This is a genomic window from uncultured Streptococcus sp. (assembly GCF_963516575.1).
Classification (GTDB): Bacteria; Bacillota; Bacilli; order Lactobacillales; family Streptococcaceae; genus Streptococcus.
Map to the genome: position 1 here is coordinate 1 of NZ_CAUQCP010000032.1, position 15,912 is coordinate 15,912.

Annotated in this window: 19 protein-coding genes; 6 read left to right on the forward strand and 13 right to left on the reverse strand. The window is 42.9% G+C overall.

What is annotated here, in order from left to right:
* Window positions 1-78: 78 nt before the first annotated feature.
* Window positions 79-1,275, reverse strand: coding sequence for a phosphoglycerate kinase (locus tag RWM06_RS06600; protein ID WP_001096743.1), 1,197 nt, complete (start codon window positions 1,273-1,275; stop codon window positions 79-81).
* 239 nt (window positions 1,276-1,514) lie between these two features.
* Between RWM06_RS06600 and RWM06_RS06605 the strand changes: the two genes are divergently transcribed.
* Window positions 1,515-3,146 carry a Na/Pi cotransporter family protein gene (locus RWM06_RS06605; RefSeq protein ID WP_313970551.1) on the forward strand — a complete coding sequence of 544 codons (1,632 nt, stop codon included), beginning with the start codon at window positions 1,515-1,517 and terminating at the stop codon, window positions 3,144-3,146.
* 202 nt (window positions 3,147-3,348) lie between these two features.
* Here the strand turns inward: RWM06_RS06605 and RWM06_RS06610 are convergent, their stop codons facing one another.
* Both RWM06_RS06610 and pepA read right to left on the reverse strand, forming a co-directional pair.
* Window positions 3,349-3,645 carry a bacteriocin immunity protein gene (locus RWM06_RS06610; RefSeq protein WP_313970552.1) on the reverse strand — a complete coding sequence of 99 codons (297 nt, stop codon included), beginning with the start codon at window positions 3,643-3,645 and terminating at the stop codon, window positions 3,349-3,351.
* Between the two features lie 19 nt (window positions 3,646-3,664).
* Window positions 3,665-4,729 carry a glutamyl aminopeptidase gene (gene pepA / locus RWM06_RS06615; RefSeq protein ID WP_267240693.1) on the reverse strand — a complete coding sequence of 355 codons (1,065 nt, stop codon included), beginning with the start codon at window positions 4,727-4,729 and terminating at the stop codon, window positions 3,665-3,667.
* Between the two features lie 293 nt (window positions 4,730-5,022).
* Between pepA and galE the strand changes: the two genes are divergently transcribed.
* From galE to RWM06_RS06640, 5 genes are all read left to right on the forward strand, one after another.
* Window positions 5,023-6,021, forward strand: a complete 999-nt coding sequence (gene galE / locus RWM06_RS06620; protein ID WP_313970553.1) for a UDP-glucose 4-epimerase GalE — start codon at window positions 5,023-5,025, stop codon at window positions 6,019-6,021.
* Between the two features lie 143 nt (window positions 6,022-6,164).
* Window positions 6,165-7,124 (forward strand): ABC transporter permease, encoded by a 960-nt coding sequence (locus RWM06_RS06625; RefSeq protein ID WP_313970554.1) that lies wholly within the window; start codon window positions 6,165-6,167, stop codon window positions 7,122-7,124.
* Window positions 7,114-8,070 (forward strand): iron chelate uptake ABC transporter family permease subunit, encoded by a 957-nt coding sequence (locus tag RWM06_RS06630; RefSeq protein WP_313970555.1) that lies wholly within the window; start codon window positions 7,114-7,116, stop codon window positions 8,068-8,070. The genes RWM06_RS06625 and RWM06_RS06630 overlap by 11 nt, the downstream gene beginning before the upstream one ends.
* Window positions 8,067-8,819: an ATP-binding cassette domain-containing protein gene (locus tag RWM06_RS06635; protein ID WP_313970556.1), complete on the forward strand. Its 753-nt coding sequence runs from the start codon at window positions 8,067-8,069 to the stop codon at window positions 8,817-8,819. The genes RWM06_RS06630 and RWM06_RS06635 overlap by 4 nt, the downstream gene beginning before the upstream one ends.
* Before the next feature lie 95 nt (window positions 8,820-8,914).
* On the forward strand, window positions 8,915-9,886 hold the full coding sequence (locus RWM06_RS06640) for a siderophore ABC transporter substrate-binding protein (RefSeq protein ID WP_313970557.1): 972 nt from the start codon (window positions 8,915-8,917) through the stop codon (window positions 9,884-9,886).
* A 33-nt stretch (window positions 9,887-9,919) separates the two neighbouring features.
* On the opposite strand, the gene RWM06_RS06645 is transcribed toward RWM06_RS06640, so the two are convergent.
* From RWM06_RS06645 to racE, 10 genes are all read right to left on the reverse strand, one after another.
* Window positions 9,920-10,045 (reverse strand): hypothetical protein, encoded by a 126-nt coding sequence (locus RWM06_RS06645; RefSeq protein WP_258953720.1) that lies wholly within the window; start codon window positions 10,043-10,045, stop codon window positions 9,920-9,922.
* A gap of 105 nt (window positions 10,046-10,150) precedes the next feature.
* Complete coding sequence (yidD, locus tag RWM06_RS06650; RefSeq protein WP_000821624.1) at window positions 10,151-10,393, reverse strand: membrane protein insertion efficiency factor YidD; 243 nt, start codon at window positions 10,391-10,393, stop codon at window positions 10,151-10,153.
* The gene (locus tag RWM06_RS06655; protein WP_261076117.1) at window positions 10,393-11,115 is read right to left on the reverse strand and encodes a pseudouridine synthase; all 723 of its coding nucleotides are present in this window, start codon (window positions 11,113-11,115) and stop codon (window positions 10,393-10,395) included. Before RWM06_RS06655 ends, yidD begins: the two co-directional genes overlap by 1 nt.
* Window positions 11,102-11,671 (reverse strand): SMC-Scp complex subunit ScpB, encoded by a 570-nt coding sequence (scpB, locus tag RWM06_RS06660; RefSeq protein ID WP_313970558.1) that lies wholly within the window; start codon window positions 11,669-11,671, stop codon window positions 11,102-11,104. The genes RWM06_RS06655 and scpB overlap by 14 nt, the downstream gene beginning before the upstream one ends.
* Window positions 11,672-11,689: 18 nt before the next feature.
* Window positions 11,690-12,418 carry a segregation/condensation protein A gene (locus RWM06_RS06665; RefSeq protein WP_313970559.1) on the reverse strand — a complete coding sequence of 243 codons (729 nt, stop codon included), beginning with the start codon at window positions 12,416-12,418 and terminating at the stop codon, window positions 11,690-11,692.
* A complete protein-coding gene (gene xerD, locus RWM06_RS06670; RefSeq protein ID WP_313970560.1) occupies window positions 12,418-13,152 on the reverse strand; it encodes a site-specific tyrosine recombinase XerD in 735 nt (244 codons plus the stop codon). Before xerD ends, RWM06_RS06665 begins: the two co-directional genes overlap by 1 nt.
* The gene (cbpB, locus tag RWM06_RS06675) at window positions 13,149-13,610 is read right to left on the reverse strand and encodes a cyclic-di-AMP-binding protein CbpB (RefSeq protein ID WP_078352865.1); all 462 of its coding nucleotides are present in this window, start codon (window positions 13,608-13,610) and stop codon (window positions 13,149-13,151) included. The genes xerD and cbpB overlap by 4 nt, the downstream gene beginning before the upstream one ends.
* The gene (locus tag RWM06_RS06680; protein WP_313970561.1) at window positions 13,607-14,128 is read right to left on the reverse strand and encodes a metallophosphoesterase; all 522 of its coding nucleotides are present in this window, start codon (window positions 14,126-14,128) and stop codon (window positions 13,607-13,609) included. Before RWM06_RS06680 ends, cbpB begins: the two co-directional genes overlap by 4 nt.
* Window positions 14,104-15,114, reverse strand: a complete 1,011-nt coding sequence (locus tag RWM06_RS06685) for a nucleoside-triphosphate diphosphatase (RefSeq protein WP_399553533.1) — start codon at window positions 15,112-15,114, stop codon at window positions 14,104-14,106. The genes RWM06_RS06680 and RWM06_RS06685 overlap by 25 nt, the downstream gene beginning before the upstream one ends.
* Window positions 15,072-15,866 carry a glutamate racemase gene (racE, locus tag RWM06_RS06690; protein ID WP_000370376.1) on the reverse strand — a complete coding sequence of 265 codons (795 nt, stop codon included), beginning with the start codon at window positions 15,864-15,866 and terminating at the stop codon, window positions 15,072-15,074. The genes RWM06_RS06685 and racE overlap by 43 nt, the downstream gene beginning before the upstream one ends.
* Between the last annotated feature and the right edge of the window lie 46 nt (window positions 15,867-15,912).

Genomic DNA, 15,912 nt, shown 5'->3' on the forward strand with positions numbered 1-15,912 from the left:
TGAGAGGAAGCGTTTTTATTTTAAGCAAAAGAAAAGAGGAACTTTCATCCCTCTCTTCTTTGATTCATTTATGAAATCTTATTTTTCTGTCAAGGCTGCAAGTCCTGGAAGAACTTTACCTTCGAGAAGTTCCATTGATGCTCCACCACCAGTAGAGATCCATGAGAACTTGTCTGCACGGCCAAGGTTGATTGCTGCGGCAGCTGAGTCACCACCACCGATGATTGATTTAACGCCTGGTTGTTTCACGATAGCGTCCATCACACCAATTGTACCAGCTTGGAAGTCTGGGTTTTCAAATACACCCATAGGTCCGTTCCATACAACTGTTTTCGCACCAGTCAAAGCTTCGTCAAATTTAGCGATAGATTTTGGACCGATGTCAAGACCAAGGAAACCTTCAGAAACTGCTTCACCTTCAGTGTCACGCACTTCAGTGTAACCAGCAAATGCGTTAGCTTCTTTTGAGTCAACTGGCAAGATCAATTTACCGTTTGCTTTTTCAAGAAGAGCTTTCGCAACATCCAATTTGTCTTCTTCTACAAGTGAGTTACCGATTTCGATACCTTGTGCTTTGTAGAATGTGTAAGTCATACCACCACCGATAAGGACTTTATCAGCTTTTTCAAGCAAGTTTTCGATAACACCGATCTTGTCTGAAACTTTTGAACCACCAAGGATCGCTACGAATGGACGTTCTGGAGTTTCAACTGCTTCTTGGATGTAGGCAATTTCGTTTTCAAGAAGGAAACCAGCAACTGCTTTTTCAACGTTTGCTGAGATACCAACGTTAGATGCGTGTGCACGGTGAGCTGTACCGAATGCATCGTTTACGAAGATACCATCTCCAAGTGATGCCCAGTATTTACCAAGTTCAGGATCGTTTTTAGATTCTTTCTTGCCGTCAACATCTTCGTAACGAGTGTTTTCAACCAAAAGAACTTGTCCATCTTCAAGAGCGTTGATAGCTGCTTCCAATTCAGCACCACGAGTTACACCTGGGAACACAACATCTTGACCAAGTTTTGCTGCCAAGTCAGCTGCTACAGGAGCAAGTGATTTACCAGCTTTATCAGCTTCTTCTTTCACACGTCCAAGGTGAGAGAAAAGAATTGCACGTCCACCTTGTTCGATGATGTACTTAATAGTTGGAAGAGCTGCTGTGATACGGTTGTCGTTAGTGATTACGCCATCTTTCAATGGTACGTTGAAGTCAACACGAACGAGGACTTTTTTACCTTTCAAGTCAACGTCTTTAACAGTAAGTTTTGCCATGTTACAAAAACCCCTTTATTTATTTTATTCGAAACTATTATATCACACTTTGGAAATATAAGGAAAGATTTCACAAGATTTTTCGATATTTAATCTTCATGTCATGTCAGAGTGTATTATTTTTTATTTTCCTAACGAATTTTCTTTCTAAAATTTCATCTAAACACTTGTTAGATTTACTTTTATCCTTTAAAATAGAATAGGAGAAATTCCGTTATTATTTTTCGGAGGAAAAAGAAATGTCCATTAATTGGCAGGAAATTTTATTTCACTTTTTAGGTGGTCTGGGACTATTCTTATATAGTATCAAGACCATGGGAGACGGTTTGCAACAAGCTGCTGGAGATCGCCTTCGTTTTTACATTGACAAGTACACCAGCAATCCCTTTTTAGGTGTTCTAGTCGGGATTGTCGTAACTGCCCTAATTCAGTCAAGTACAGGGGTTACAGTTATCACGGTTGGACTGGTCAGCGCTAGTCTTCTCACTCTTAGACAAGCTATCGGAATTATCATGGGAGCCAACATCGGAACCACTGTTACTTCCTTTATCATCGGTTTCAAGCTTGGCGAGTATGCTTTACCCCTGATTTTCCTTGGAACCATGTTCCTCTTCTTTACAAAAAACAGAACAGCAAACAATATCGGGCGCATCCTATTTGGTGTAGGGGGAATCTTCTACGCTCTAAACCTCATCAGTGCTGGTATGAGTCCTCTTAAAGATTTACCGCAATTCAAGGAATATATGATAACCTTGGGACAAAACCCTATTTTAGGAGTTTTTGCTGGAGCAGTGATTACCGTTCTCATCCAAGCCTCTTCTGCGACAATAGGGATTTTGCAAGGGCTCTATGCAGGTGGCTTCCTTGACCTTAATGGTTCTCTACCAGTTCTATTCGGGGATAATATCGGAACAACTTTAACCGTTATCATCGCGGCAGCTGGAGCCAATGTCTCTGCGAAACGCGTTGCTGCAACCCACGTTACCTTTAACGTTTTAGGAACTATTCTTTGCTTAATCTTCTTAGGCCCCTTCACTGCTATGATTGAGTATTCCCAAGCACTCCTTCACCTCTCACCTGAGATGACTATTGCCTTCTCTCACGGTGCCTTTAACGTAAGTAACACCATCGTACAATTTCCATTCATCGGAGCCTTGGCTTTCTTTGTAATCAAGCTCATCCCTGGTGAAGATGAAGTTGTGAAGTACGAGCCACTTTATCTTGATGAGCATTTGATTAAACAAGCTCCATCAATCGCTCTTGGAAATGCTAAAAAAGAACTCCTTCACTTGGGAAATTATGCTTCTAAAGCCTTTGACCTTTCATACAACTACATCATTGACCTTAATGAAAAGGTTGCTGAAAAAGGCCACAAGACAGAAGAAGCCATCAATACCATTGATGAAAAATTGACTCGTTACCTGATTACTCTTTCAAGTGAAGCCCTTAGCCAGAAAGAAAGTGAAGTGCTCACCAATATCCTTGATTCATCCCGCGATTTGGAACGGATTGGGGACCACGCAGAAGCGCTAATCAATCTAACTGACTACCTTCAACGTAAAAATGTTGAGTTCTCTGAAGCTGCTTTGCAGGAATTGACTGATATCTATCAAAAAACTACTGGCTTTATCAAGGATGCCCTTGATAGCGTGGAAAACAATGATATCGAAAAAGCTCAAAGTCTGATTGAACGCCATAAAGAAATCAACAATATAGAACGTGTTCTCAGAAAGACCCATATCAAACGTCTCAACAAGGGTGAGTGTTCAACACAAGCTGGGGTCAACTTTATTGACATCATTTCCCACTACACTCGTGTATCAGACCACGCTATGAATCTGGCTGAAAAGGTCATTGCTGAACAAATCTAATACTCTTCGAAAATCTCTTCAAACCACGTCAACGTCGCCTTGCCGTACTCAAGTACAGCCTGCGGCTAGTTTCCTAGTTTGCTCTTTGATTTTCATTGAGTATAAGTACCAAGAAGCTATCCTAAATGGGATGGCTTTTTTCTTCTCCTCATCAAGAATAGCTTTTCTGCCATATAAAAAAATGCTTTGATTCACAATGGAATCAAAGCATTTTAAAGAGCTCTCCATACATGAGCGCAGAAGCTGCAGTTCCTCTGTACTTGGCTTCTTCTCTTTTGATAAAACGAGCCAAGTTGAGCAACTCAGGTACTGGATGTTTGGGTTTTAGGAGCAATTCACGATTGACCAGACCTGAGAGACGAACTGCCAGCAATTGCTCATTTGTAGTAGGCAGTTTTTTAGCAGTCTCTAGGAGAGCAGCAACTAAATCTTCACTCAAATCATGTCGAGCATGATTGTAAAGATCTTTTACAAGGCTTTCTAGGTTTGATTCTACCATCCCTACCACCTCCTTAAGTTTAATAATTTTTAATCAAATCAACCGTTGAACGATCCAATTTCTTCACCAAAGCTTGTAAGAAAGCTTGAGCTTCTAGGAAGTCATCCATAGCGTAGAGGGTTTGATGAGAATGGATATAACGAGCGCAAACACCGATAGTTGTAGATGGGACACCACCATTTTTCAGATGAGCTGCGCCAGCGTCTGTTCCGCCTTTACCACAGTAGTATTGGTACTTGATACCAGCTTCTTCAGCCGTTGTCAAAAGGAAATCCTTCATACCTGGGAGAAGCAAGTGACCTGGATCGTAGAAACGAATCAAGGTTCCATCTCCAATCTTGCCTTGACCACCGTAGACATCACCTGCTGGTGAGCAATCAACTGCGAGGAAAACTTCTGGGTCAAACTTGGTTGTAGATGTATGGGCACCACGAAGCCCAACTTCTTCTTGGACGTTAGAGCCAAGATAGAGTTCATTTCCGAGTTTTTGACCTGATAAAGCTTCTGCCAGCTCACTTACCATAAGAACACCGTAGCGGTTATCCCAAGCTTTTGAGATGATATTTTTTTCATTGGCTGTCAAGATAGCAGAGCTATCAGGGACAATGGTGTCACCAGGACGGATGCCAAAACTTTCTGCCTCAGCCTTGTCCACAAAACCACCATCAAAAACGATATCGGCAATGGCTGGCATGGTTGGTCCACCCTTTCCACGAGTCAAATGTGGAGGAACAGAACCTGAAATCACTGGGATTTCACGACCATCACGAGTCAAGAGTTTAAAACGTTGGCTGCTGACTACCATAGGATTCCAACCACCGATTTCTACGACACGGAAGGTACCGTCTGGCTTGATCTCGCTGACCATAAAACCAACTTCATCCATGTGAGAAGCGACCAAGACGCGCGGCGCATCCGCAGCTTCTGAATGCTTGATCCCGAAAATACCACCCAAGCCATCTGTCACCACTTCATCCACATGCGGTGTCAACTTTTCACGAAGATAGGCACGGACAGGCGCTTCATGGCCTGATATCGCAGCAAGTTCTGTTACTTCTTTGATTTTTGAAAATAATGTTGTCATTTCAGTTCCTTCTTTCTTTCATCCATTTTACCACTTTTTATAGGAGAAGGATAGCGGGAAGGTGGATTTCTAAATTAGTATCGTATTCTTGCTGTATCTTAGAAAAAGATTGTATTCTCTTTCATGTGAGATAAAATCTAAGAAACTCTCCAAGATTAACCAAATCATTAATTCCCAAACAAAAAAACAATCTAATGATATATTCGTTCAGTTTTTCACAAAATTCGCAGAAAATAGTTGACTTTCACCTCCTCTTTCTTTAAAATAGTACAAAACTAGAAAAGGAAAAAATCATGACAAAAACAATTCTTGTTACAGGTGGAGCTGGCTATATTGGCTCCCATACCGTTAAAGCTCTTTTAAATGCAGGCTATCAGGTGCATGTCCTAGATAATCTCTCTACAGGAAATCGTTCGGCTGTGGATAGTCGTGCTAGCTTTAAACAACTGGATGTTTATGATGCTAGTGCCTTAAAAACTTACTTGGAAGAAAATAAGATTGATGCTGTTCTTCATTGTGCAGGTGAAATTGTTGTGAGCGAAAGTATTGAAAATCCAAGCAAATACTTCACTGCCAATGTCGCTGGTATGAACCAAGTTCTCAAAGTCTTATCTGAAGTTGGCATCCAAAAAATCATGTTCTCTTCAACTGCATCTCTCTATGGCAATAACTGTATTGACAAGCCAGCAACTGAAGATACCTTGCTCGACCCTGTCAACCCTTATGCAGAGACAAAACTGATGGGTGAACGAATGATTTACTGGATGGCCAATCGCTACGACTGGAAATATGTCATTTTCCGTTACTTTAATGTAGCTGGGGCTGAAATGGATGCTTCAAACGGTCTGCGTGTGAAAAATCCAACTCACATCATTCCCAACATCAACAAGACCGCATTGGGACAAAATGAGAGTCTAAAAATATTTGGAGATGACTACGATACACGTGACGGTTCATGTATTCGGGATTACATTCATGTCTTGGACCTTGCACAAGCACATGTTAAAGGGATGAATTACCTCTTCCAAGAAGACAGTTCTTCTCAAATCTTTAACTTAGGAACTGAGAAAGGCTATACTGTCAAAGAAATCTTTAAAACTGCTGAAAAATTGCTGGATCAAAAAATCCCACACGAGATTGTTGCTCGTCGTGCTGGTGACCCAGCTAGCGTCCTAGCAGATGCATCAAAAGCTAAACAATTTCTTAACTGGCAGGCTAGCTACTCCCTCGAAGATATTATTTTATCAGACTATCGTTGGCGAGTTAAAGAGGGTAAAAATATTTTGGAATAAGATAACAGAGGAGAAAGTCCTGGTACTCTCTCCTTGCTTTATTTGTTAAATTGTCAGAAAATTTATTGACAGATTAAAAAAATCGTGTTACATTTATATCTGCAGGTATCTTTCGATACCAAATCTACATGAAAGGACTGGGTATGAAACTTTCTCATTATTTAATTGCCTTACTTCTACTCCTAGTCTTTCTCTCTATTAGCATTGGAACCAGTGATTTTTCATGGGGAAAACTCTTTGCTTTTGATCAGCAGACTTGGCTTCTATTTCAAGAGTCTCGTCTTCCAAGGACGATTAGTATTCTCCTAACGGCCTCTAGTATGAGTATGGCAGGACTTCTCATGCAGACTATTACCCAAAATCAGTTTGCTGCTCCGAGTACAGTTGGAACTACTGAAGCCGCCAAACTAGGAATGGTATTGAGCCTCTTTGTCTTTCCATCGGCTAGTCTGACCCAAAAGATGGTCTTTGCTTTTGTTTCATCCATCATATTCACCCTCTTCTTTCTAGCCTTTATGACCATTTTTACTGTAAAGGAAAGGTGGATGTTGCCTCTGATTGGGATTATTTATAGTGGAATTATCGGCTCTGTGACAGAAGTTATCGCCTATCGGTTCAATCTGGTTCAGAGTATGACTGCTTGGACCCAAGGTTCCTTCTCCATGATTCAGACTCATCAGTATGAGTGGCTCTTCTTAGGCCTCATTATCCTGATTGCCGTTTGGAAATTGTCCCAAACCTTTACCATCATGAATCTGGGCAAGGAAACCAGTGAGAGTCTGGGGATTTCCTACTCCCTGCTTGAAAAGCTGGCCCTTTTTCTAGTTGCGCTAACGACAAGTGTCACCATGATTACCGTGGGTGGCTTGCCATTTCTCGGGGTCATCGTTCCCAATCTAGTTCGCAAGCGCTACGGAGATAATCTAAACCAGACCAAACTCATGGTCGTACTGGTCGGTGCCAATCTAGTTCTGGCCTGCGACATCCTCTCTCGAGTCTTGATTCGGCCCTATGAGCTGTCTGTCAGTCTTCTACTAGGAATCATTGGTAGCCTCGTTTTTATCCTACTTCTTTGGAGAGGGGGACGAAAAGATGCAGTCTAAAAGCAAACATACCAAGCTCTTCAGCCTTCTCATTATTCTGGCCATCGGAGCTTGTCTCCTCTACTTTTGGCCCATCACCCATCTGTCTGCCTTTGCTTGGAAGTTGCGTTCCCAAAAAATCGTCGTTTATCTCTTGGTGGCCATCGCGACTGGGATTTCAACCATTAGTTTTCAAACCCTGACGGAAAATCGCTTCCTGACACCTAGTATCTTGGGAATCGAATCCTTCTATGTCCTACTACAAACCCTACTGCTGGTTTTTGAAAGCAAGTTTCTTCAACTTGGCAAGTCCCCTATCTTAGAATTCCTAGTTTTACTTCTGCTTCAATCCCTCTTCTTTCTCGCCTTACAAGGCTACTTGAAGACACTGATGAAGCAAGACCTGGTCTTCATCCTGCTGATTTGTCTAGCACTCGGAAGTCTCTTTCGAAATATCAGTACCTTCCTTCAGGTCCTGATGAATCCAAATGAATACGATAAACTGCAGAACAGTCTCTTTGCTTCCTTTCAACATCTCAACACTTCCATCCTAGCCATCGGTTCTTTGATCATCCTCGTCTTGACTATCTTTTTCTTTCGGAAAGCAGTCATTCTGGATGTCTTGCACCTGCAAAGAGAAACGGCTCAGATACTGGGACTCGATGTTGAAAAAGAACAGAGAGAGTTCCTCTGGGGAATCGTGCTTTTGACCTCAACGGCCACTGCCTTGGTAGGGCCTATGGCCTTCTTCGGCTTTATGCTGGCCAACCTCACCTACCTAATCGTCAAAGATTATCGGCACAAGTTGCTCTTTATCGTAGCAATTCTGATTGGATTTATTAGTTTGACCTTGGGGCAAGCTCTCATCGAACGAGTCTTTGCACTAGAAATTCGCATCAGCATGATCATTGAGAGTGTGGGGGGCTTCTTATTCTTTATCTTACTTTACAGGAGGGCACGTCGGTGAAACTGGAAAACATTGACAAATCCATTCAAAAACAGGATATTTTGCAAGGCATTACCCTTGAAGTCAGTCCTCAGAAACTGACAGCCTTTATTGGTCCAAATGGTGCTGGAAAATCGACTCTCCTCTCCATCATGAGCAGACTGACCAAGAAAGATCAGGGGATTCTCAGTATCAAAGGTCGTGAAATCGAAAGCTGGAATTCCCAAGAACTAGCCAAAGAACTTACTATCCTAAAGCAGAAAATCAATTACCAAGCCAAATTAACCGTTGAAGAACTGGTCAGTTTTGGACGTTTTCCCTACAGTCGTGGTAAACTGAGAGCAGATGACTGGGAAAAAATCCGAGAAACTCTGGACTATCTGGAACTGACCAACTTAAAAGACCGTTACATCGATAGTCTGTCTGGTGGACAGCTCCAACGTGTCTTTATCGCCATGGTACTGGCCCAGGATACAGACTTTATCTTGCTGGACGAACCGCTCAACAATCTCGATATCAAGCAAAGTGTCAGCATGATGCAGATTCTTCGGCGACTGGTGGAGGAACTAGGGAAGACCATTATCATCGTCCTCCACGATATCAACATGGCTAGTCAGTATGCAGATGAAATTGTCGCCTTCAAAGACGGTCAAGTCTTTAGCAAGGGAAGAACAGATCAAATCATGCAGGCTGACCTGCTCAGTCAACTTTATGAAATTCCCATCACGCTAGCTGATATCAATGGCAAAAAGATCTGTATCTATAGCTAGTAACATAGAAGTTCAAGTTAGAGAACCTTCAGTCTCTTAGTCAATAAGACAAAGAGACTCCCTAAATCGTTATCACATTTTAAAAAGGAGAAATCATGAAAACATCCCTTAAACTTTACCTCACTGCCCTAGTGGCCAGCTTTTTGCTTCTACTTGGTGCATGCAGTACAAATACAAACTCAAGCACTAGTCAGTCGGAAACAAGCAACTCTGCTCCAACAGAGATAATCATTAAAAGTTCACTAGACGAAGTCAAACTTTCAAAAGTTCCTGAAAAAATTGTTACCTTTGACCTTGGTGCTGCGGATACTATTCGTGCTCTAGGATTTGAAAAAAATATCGTTGGAATGCCTACAAAAACAGTACCAACCTATCTCAAAGACCTAGCTGGAAAAGTTAAAAATGTTGGTTCTATGAAAGAACCTGATTTAGAAGCCATCGCTGCCCTTGAGCCTGATTTGATTATTGCTTCCCTACGTACACAAAAATTCGTAGATAAATTCAAGGAAATCGCTCCGACTGTTCTCTTCCAAGCAAGTAAGGACGACTACTGGACTTCAACTAAAACTAATATTGAATCCTTAGCAGGTGCCTTCGGAGAAAATGGTACACAGAAAGCCAAGGAAGAGTTGGTCAAGCTAGACAAGAGCATCCAAGAAGTCGCTACTAAAAACGAAAGTTCTGACAAAAAAGCCCTTGCCATTCTCCTCAATGAAGGAAAAATGGCTGCCTTTGGTGCCCAATCTCGTTTTTCTTTCTTGTATCAAACCTTGAAATTCAAGCCAACTGATACTCAATTTGAAGATTCTCGCCACGGACAAGAAGTCAGCTTTGAAAGTGTCAAAGAAATCAATCCTGATATCCTCTTTGTTATTAACCGTACCCTTGCCATCGGTGGTGACAACTCAAGCAACGATGGCGTCCTAGAAAATGCCCTTATCGCTGAAACACCTGCCGCTAAAAATGGTAAGATCATCCAACTAACACCAGACCTCTGGTATCTAAGCGGAGGCGGACTTGAATCAACAAAACTCATGATTGAAGACGCACAAAAAGGCTTGAAATAAGCAACTTCAAACTCATACTCTTCGAAAATCTCTTCAAACCACGTCAACGTCGCCTTGCCGTAGATATAGGTAACTGACTTCGTCAGTCTTATCCACAACCTCAAAGCAGTGCTTTGAGCAACCTGCGGCTAGTTTCCTAGTTTGCTCTTTGATTTTCATTGAGTATCAACTAACATCTTTACATGATAAAACGCATCCTATCAGAATCACTCAAACCTGATAGGATGCGTTTTTATCATTTCACTAAAATATTTTTGCCCAACCTCATTTTTCTTCTTGATTCCGTTTGAGTGAAAAGTGGTCTGGGACGGGGTCCTTACCTGTTTTCGACCAGGGATGGCAACGTAAAATCCGAGCCAAGCCCATCAAAACACCCTTGAAGCCATGTTTTTCAATAGCCTGAATCATATAGTTTGAGCAGGTAGGCTCAAAGCGACAAGAGGGTGGAAAGGCTGGTGAGATAAACCGTTGGTAAAAGCGCACAGGCGCTATCAAAATTCGTTTCATTATTTCTTGGTTACAGCCATAGTATGTAGTTGGCTGATTTCTTTTTTGTTAAGACGACGGGATTCTCCTGGACGGAGTCCTGTCAAGTCTAGATGTCCAAAACGGGTTCGTGACAACTTATCTACTTGGAGACCGACAGATTCAAACATCTTTTTAACCTGGTGGTTACGCCCTTCATGGATAGTCAACTGCACCACAGAGCGGTTTTTGACTGGGTCCACTTTGAGAATCTCATAGACAGCCGGCTTGGTTTTCTTACCATCAATCTCAAGTCCACGGGTCAAGGGGCGGAGATTGTCCTTATTGGCAACACCTTTAACACGCGCGACATAAACCTTGTCAATCTCATTACGAGGGTGAATCATTTCATCCGTAAAATCCCCATCATTGGTCAAAATCAAAACACCTGATGTATCCCAGTCCAAACGACCTACAGGGTAGATGCGCTCTTTCACGTTGGGCAAGAGGTCGACAACCGTCTTGCGGCCCTTGTCATCTGTCACACTGGAAATGACACCGCGTGGTTTGTTAAGCAGATAATAGACCTTTTCTTCATTGTAGATAGGTTGACCTTCAACTTCAACCTTGTCGCCTGACTTGATGGTCGTTGCTAGTTCACGCACCACTTGGCCATTAACCGTCACCAAGCCTTGCTTGATCAGCTCTTCTGCTTTTCTCCTACTGGCCACACCTGCGTGGGCAATATACTTATTGATTCTCATCTTCTTCTATCCTTTCACCAAACAATTGGCTTTCTTGGGCTTGAATCTCAAGCTCATCAATCACTGGCAATTCTTCCAAATGATTTATCCCCATGTAATCTAGGAAATAATCTGTAGTCACATAGAGGTTGGGACGCCCCAACACTTCTTTTTTCCCATCTTCTTTGATTAGGTCAAAAGCCTGCAACTTTGCCAAAGCCCCACTCGAGTTGACTCCACGGATAGCATCAATTTCTATCCGTGTGATGGGCTGCTTGTAGGCAATGATGGACAAGGTCTCAAGGGCAGCCCGAGACAAACTCTGGTTGATAGGTGCCTTAGAGTATTCCTTCAAAATGGCTGCAAATTGAGGCTTGGTCACCAATCTATAAGCGCCCCCTGTCTCAATCAGAGCCAAACTGGAATTTGGGTCCTTTTCATACTTCTGAGCTAATTTTTCTAAACTCTGTTGGATGCCTGTCGGTGGCAGAGAGAGGAGTTCAGCTAACTGGCGGACTCTAATCCCATCTTCACCCGCTACAAACAAGAGCGCTTCTATTTTTGCTAAAGTACTCATCTTTCCTCTCTATCAAGTCTAGCTTTGGGCCACTTGACTTTCTTCCTTCTTTTCCATGAGATAAATATCTCCGAAACTTTCCTCTTGCACAAGAATCAGCTCCTGGGTTTTGATTAACTCTAGAGTTGCCAAAAAGAGGGTAATGACCTCTTGGACATTCTGGGCTTCCTTGAACAAATCCTGCAAGCGCAATTGATCTCGTCCAGTCAAGGACTCTTTTACGATGACCATCATGTCCTCAATCTTATACTCATCCCGTAAGATAGTCGTGTGATTCTGTGCAAACTCCTCTTTTTTCTTGGCTAGGATATTTGAAAAAGCCAAAAAGAGGTCAATGGTCGTCTTGTCATGAACAAGCTCCGCATCTTCGTAAATCAACTCTGTCGGCGCTTTGGAATAATACTGGGCCCGTTCTTGGTGCTTGGCTTCCAAGTGCTCACCCAAGAACTTGAACTTGCGATATTCTTCGATTTGGGAAAGAAGATCCTGCTCTAGGTCATCCTCCAAGTCTGTCACTTCTGCTACCTTTGGAAGTAGTTTGCGACTCTTGATCAACATGAGCTGACTGGCCATAACCATGTACTCGCCCGTCACTTCCAGACGCATAGCCTGCAGGGTTGAGACATAGGCTAGATACTGCTCAATGACTTCCGTAATAGGCACATCGTAGATATCCATCTGGTACTTAGAAACCAGGTGCAAAAGCAAGTCCAGGGGCCCTTCAAAATCTTTTAATTTAATATCCATTATCTATATTTTTCTAAGGTCAGGACTGTTTTTAATCCTAATTTTTTTGCAATTTCGTACAAATCGACCTTCTTTTCAATTTGTCGTAGAATGAACTGTTCCCGCAAGGCTTGGGCGGATAAGGTTGGGAAACCTTTCTCCTTGACAAAGGATTCTAGCTGACGAAAAGCCCACTGACGAGAATAGGCTTTCCCTCCCCTTTCAAAGAGATAGGTCTGGCCCATCAAGGGTTCCAATTCTGACAGCAAGGTCGTAGGAATGGTGACAATCCTCTGTTGGGAAGCCTTCTTGATTCGCAACACCTGAAAATCCAGATTGATATCTGCAACCTTGAGAGCTAAAATCTCACTTGGCAAGAGCCCCATTTCCAAGATAAGAAGAGCCAGCAAGCGCCCCTCTGGATAGTCACTTTCTTTCCAAAAAGAGTCTAGGTCTAACAATTCTGGCTTTTCGGTCTTCTGTTCAGCTTGTTTAGCTAATTCCAAACGATAAAAGCTATCCACTTCTCCTTTTTGATAGAGAAAGTAGAGAAATTGATTACAGGCCGAAGTCTTTCGCTTCTGAGCGCTGATCTTTAGATTGACTAGCTGGGCTTGGTAAATCTTGAGACTGGTCTCAGAAATCCGATTACCCACAATGTCTAAAAATTGCTCCAGATCATACTTATAGGACTGCTTAGAATTGGCAGATAAGCCCTGCTTTTCCTCTAAAAAGGCTGAAATCCTATCTCTCATTTGCATCGAATCTCATATTCCTTACTAAAGTCATGCAAGAGGGCATTGACTGCCTTGAGGATAGATTTGCGCGTGATAATTCCTTGGAAAATCCCAGATGCATCCACAACCGGCAAGAAGGACTCATCTACCAACTTGTGCAAGACCTCTGTAATAGTAAAATCAGGCGAGACGACCGCTACGTCCCTTTTCGTCATATGAACAATATCCGTATCCGCCATAATTTCTTGACTCAAATCATGCTCCATCTGATAAGCCATAATATCTCTGAGCCCAATCGTCCCAACAAACTGTTTTTCATCTGTCACAACGGGAACACGGGTATAGGTCATCTGACTGAGCAAGAGGGTCGCATGATCCGCATTGTGGGTATCAATCAACACAGCCAGATTTTCAGCAGGAGTCAAAAATGTTTCCTCCTGCCCCAACAAGAAAGTTTCAAACTCCTTGGCAATCATCGGCTAAACTCCTTGGACAAGCCCGGATACACCTCATGGTCTCGTGTCAAAAAGTCCACTTTGAAATAACTGTCATCAATCTCCACACGAGCATAGAGACATTCTCTGATAGTCCCACGTGGTTGACTGATAGAACCTGGATTTAGAAAGAGGGTTTTGCCTTCCATCCAAGCGCTTGGCACATGCAAGTGACCATAGAGGCAGATATCAGCCTCTTCCTCCTGAGCCCAGTAGTCCAACTTTTGAAAGTTAAAATTAATGTCAAACAAGTGACCATGAGTTTGGATAATCTTGGTCGAACCAAGCTCGGTCACCAAACGTTCTGGGTAGCCGGTGTAAAAGTCCATGTTCCCTTTAACAACTCGGATGCCCTCCCAAAGGGGAGAATCAGGACGCAGTTCAGAATCGCCGTTATGAAAAACGGCATCAACTTTGCCTACATAGCGATCACGGATTTCTTCCACAATCAAGCTATCGCCATGAGAATCGCTCATTACAATGATGGTTTGCTTTGCCATGATGGAAATACCTCCAAAAGTTTCTTAACGGCTAAGGCACGGTGAGATTGACTATTTTTTTCTTCAAGGGTTAATTCAGCTGAGGACTTACCTGTCTCTCCTACAAGGAAGAGAGGATCGTAACCAAATCCATTTTCACCCTTGGGTTCAAAGTTAATGTAGCCAGACCAGTCTGCTTCAACAACCAAGCTTTCCTTGTTTGGACTGGCTACGACTAGGGTTGTATGGAATTGAGCCGAGCGGTCCTTGAGTTCAAAGACCATGGCCAATTCGTGCAAGAGTTTGGCATTGTTTTCACGGTCAGTAGCTCCCACACCTGCGAAACGAGCTGACCAGACACCTGGCAAGCCACCAAGGACATCGACTTTGAGACCTGAGTCATCTGCCAAAACCATCTTGCCCGTTAATTGAGAAATGGTTTCTGCCTTGAGGCGGGCATTTTCTTCGAAGGTCATGCCTGTTTCTGCTACTTCAGGCAGGTCAGGATAGTCATTAAGATTTTCCACATCGTAGCCTAGCTTGTCAAAGATAGCTCGGAATTCCTTGGTCTTGCCTTCGTTTCGAGTCGCAATCAATAAGGTTTCTCTGACCTTGCTTGTCTCAAAGAAAGCTTCTACATCAACACCTTCTTTAGGCAATGCTACATGCAGGAGTTGCCCATTTTCAATCAAGAGAAAAGCCCCCTGACGTTGGATGACTTCCAGATTTCGTCCCATTTCTTGGTTGAGGATATCTACCACAAAAGACAATAAACGGTAGAGAGAACCATAGCGTAAAACAGTAACAGAAACAGGAAAACCTCGATCCTCATCTCGAAATCTTTGGGCAAACTCCAATAGAGGAAAATCCAAATCATCATCCGTCAACGTCCGGACGCCACCAAAAATACCATAGGACCCGACATACCAGTCCTGTTCATCCTTATATTCATAAATTTTATTTGTCATAATTCTACATGCTCCACATGAATCTCTTTTTCCAGCCATTCTTCACCAATTTGTGCAAAACTTTGGCTGCTGGCTGTTGTGTAAAAACGGTGATGGAGTGGTCCAGCATCGCGACCACGATTGATTTCAAAATAATTAAGTAAGACTGAGATATCTCGTACGCACTCTGCTCCACTATCGATGAGCTGAACCTTGGGCCCCATGACATTTTGAATAATAGGTCTTAGGAGTGGATAATGGGTACAGCCCAAAATCAGGCTATCCACCTTTCCAACCAAGGGACGCAGGGTTTCATAGACCACTTTCTTGGTGACACTGGTTGACAGGGCACCTGACTCAACCAAGGGAGCAAACTTGGGACAGGCCAAGCTCTCCACCTGTAAGTCCGGATCCAGATCATGGATTTTCTGGCGGTAGATATCTGATTGTACCGTCATAGGCGTTCCAATCACTCCGATTTTCCCACCTTGGCTGGACTTGATAGCTGCCGAAGCTCCTGGCAAAATCACACCTAGGACGGGAATGTCTAGTTGAGCCTTAATTTCTTCCCAGACGACGGCAGTCGCAGTATTACAAGCAATGACAATCATTTTGACATCCTTGGTCAAAAGAAAGTTGACCAACTGCCAAGTATATTCACGAATTTGCTCAGCAGGACGGGGACCATAGGGCGCCCGTGCCGAATCTCCAATATAGACGATTTCTTCATGGGGAAGCTGGCGCATGAGCTCGCGCACAACGGTCAAGCCCCCGACACCCGAATCCAAAAAACCAATTGGTCGATTATCCATACAGTCTTCTTTCTAGTCTTTTTTCTGATTGATAGTTCATTATGAT